This is a genomic window from Bacillus sp. JJ722 (assembly GCF_036963345.1).
Classification (GTDB): domain Bacteria; phylum Bacillota; class Bacilli; order Bacillales; family DSM-1321; genus Bacillus_AD.
In genome coordinates this window covers 1-2,650 of the sequence record NZ_JBALMO010000390.1, presented here as the reverse complement: position 1 = coordinate 2,650, position 2,650 = coordinate 1, and the positions used below count along the sequence as shown (strand labels likewise).

Genomic DNA, 2,650 nt, shown 5'->3' with positions numbered 1-2,650 from the left:
AAACTTGCTGATTATGCAAGAATGCCTACATTTGGTGCTTTCTGTCTAGATGAAACCCCATGTATCTTCTTAAAAATCGTAAGGATTTCTTTCCTATCAATCAAACAAAGATAGCAAATAGAACTTATTGGACAACCCTTTTCTTTTATTTATCTTCACGCAATAAATACTCGTTGCCTTCGTTGTCTTTAAATGAAAACATACTTCCATATGGCATTCTCATCATTTTTCCTACTTCTATTCCTTTTTCTTGCATTTGTACATAAGCGTTATCAATATCAGTAGTGCTAAATAAGATGGATGGAGTGTCAACGTTAGTAGATGGATTATGTTGTTTCATTAGATTTTTATCATATAACACTAAAGTTGTGAATTCATTTGCGCTTGGACCAACTTCTAACCAAGTTATTGAAGGGCCCATTGTTTGTTCGAATTTAACAACGAAATTCATTTTTTCTGTCCAAAAAGTTTTTGCTGCTTCTTGATCATTTACATAAATGGTAATCTTTCCGATTTTGTTAATCATATGTATGTACCTCCGTTGGTATTGATTTTTGATAAAGGAATGTAAGGAAATCATTGTTTGGATAGAGTAGATGACTCTAGTATTACCTATGCATAGTACCTTTATTATGAAATGATATCGAATATACGTTCTTTTTGTCTAGTGCATTTAGATGGAAATTTAAAAAGTATTTCTCCAGTTAGAACCCGATTGGTTCAACTAATAATCGGTGGGGATGGACGAACCCTCCCCCACCGATTAAAGTTTCACTTTATATAAATCCATTATTACTTTAATTAGGTGAAAGTTGAACAAATCTACAATAAGCTACAAAATCCGCAAATTACGTTGTTCTATTATAGGTTTTATGGCGTGTCATGTTCATAGAAGGTTCAATATATTACTAGTAATTATATTGAAAGGGGGATACCTATGATTAACTGGAAAGTACGTTTTAAGAATCCAACATGGATTGTTACAGTGGGAATTCCATCGCTGATCATACTAGCTCAGATAATTCTTGCATTTGTGAATGAATTTATCACTCCAACAGGTTTTTCAATAACTGATGATGCGATAAATGGGTTTATGGGAATCGTCAACTTTATAGCGATAACATTCCTAGGAATTGGTGGAGTTGTTGATCCAACCACCAAAGGGGTCGCAGATAGCGATGCAGCGAAGAACTACAATGATCCTAATTAAATATAGTGTAATAAAGTAGTTTGTTTTTGTAATAGAGGGAGTAAGTGAAATAACATAAAAAAAGCAGTGAGACTCCTTTTTAGAGTCCCGCTGCTTTTGGTATATTATTATTATAACACTCTAGTAGCACTAGAGAATTTTGATGGGTTGTAAGATGAAATTTTAACAACATCACCAGTTTGTGGAGCGTGAATGTATTGTCCACCACCGATATAGATACCAACATGGTATGCTGGTTTACCCATAAATACTAAGTCACCAGGTTGTACACTGTTAACTGAAACTTGAGTTCCTGTATTTTGTTGAGCTCTTGATACCCTTGGTAAGCTAACTCCAACTGATCTAAATACATAGCTTGTAAATCCTGAGCAGTCAAAACCGCTTGGAGTTGTTCCGCCCCAAACATATGGTACACCAAGATATTTCTTAGCTTCTGCAATTACAGTTGCTGCACTACCTGATGAAGGTGCACTTACAGCTGGTGGATTACTTGGTTGTTTAGCAGCACTTCCGTTACTGTTGTTATTTTGATTAGATGGAGCACTTTGTTGATTGTTATCAACTTGAGTTTGTGATTGTTGAGACTCAGTTCTTTGAGCGCGTTCTTGGCGAGCTGCTGCTTCTCTACGTTGTTGTTCAGCAATACGTTTTGCTTCTTCTTCAGCTTTCTTTTTAGCTTCTTGAACCTTTTTCAGCTCAGTTTGAACAGTTGTTTTTTGTTTTTCGATAGCAACTTGTTCTTTTTTAGCAGCTTCTTGTCTTTTCGTGATTGTTGTTAGTTCTTTATCAAGTTGTGCTTTCTTTTCTTTAAGTTCTTCGTCTTTCTTCGTTAACGAATCTGTTAATTGCTTATCGCTCTCCATGATTGTTAAAACAGCACTCGTTTTTTGGAAGAAATCAGAAACTCCTTCAGACGTAAGTAAGACTTCTACAAGATTAAATTCTGTTGAACCGTTCATTTGCATGTTTTGTAAACGATCTTTTGATAGTTCAATAGAGCGGTCAAGAGATGCTTCAAGTTTTTCAATTTCAACTTTAGATTCTTCTACTCTCTTTTGGCCTTCTTTTACTTGTGTATTTAATTTTTGAACTTTTTCCATAGATTCAATGATGTCATTATCAATTTTACGAATCTTTGTTTGTAAATCTTCAATTTGATTGTTATATGTAGATAGATTTGTCGAAGTTGTTGTAGTTGGTGCAGCAAAAGCTGGAGCTGCTTGAATTAATAGAATCGCACTTAATGATAATGCAGCGATTTTCTTCATTGCTGATTTCTTCATATTATTAAAATCTCCATTTTCTATGTAAATTAATTTTTCGAATTTCCTAATTTCTAAACTAAATTTTATTGGTATTGGTGTCGAAAAACAAGGGGAAAACCCTTTCTTTCGACATATGTAATGAAAATATGTTCTTTGTAACATTGCTGTAATATTT

At 34.0% G+C, this 2,650-nt stretch carries 3 protein-coding genes; 1 reads left to right on the top strand and 2 read right to left on the bottom strand.

The features are described from left to right. Positions 1-145 precede the first annotated feature (145 nt). Positions 146-526, bottom strand: a complete 381-nt coding sequence (locus tag V7014_RS26630; RefSeq protein WP_335512061.1) for a VOC family protein — start codon at positions 524-526, stop codon at positions 146-148. 411 nt (positions 527-937) lie between these two features. On the opposite strand from V7014_RS26630, the gene V7014_RS26625 reads away from it, so the two are divergent. Then, positions 938-1,210 carry a phage holin gene (locus V7014_RS26625; RefSeq protein ID WP_335512060.1) on the top strand — a complete coding sequence of 91 codons (273 nt, stop codon included), beginning with the start codon at positions 938-940 and terminating at the stop codon, positions 1,208-1,210. A gap of 110 nt (positions 1,211-1,320) precedes the next feature. Here the strand turns inward: V7014_RS26625 and V7014_RS26620 are convergent, their stop codons facing one another. Continuing rightward, positions 1,321-2,493 carry a C40 family peptidase gene (locus tag V7014_RS26620; protein ID WP_335512058.1) on the bottom strand — a complete coding sequence of 391 codons (1,173 nt, stop codon included), beginning with the start codon at positions 2,491-2,493 and terminating at the stop codon, positions 1,321-1,323. Positions 2,494-2,650: the final 157 nt, after the last annotated feature.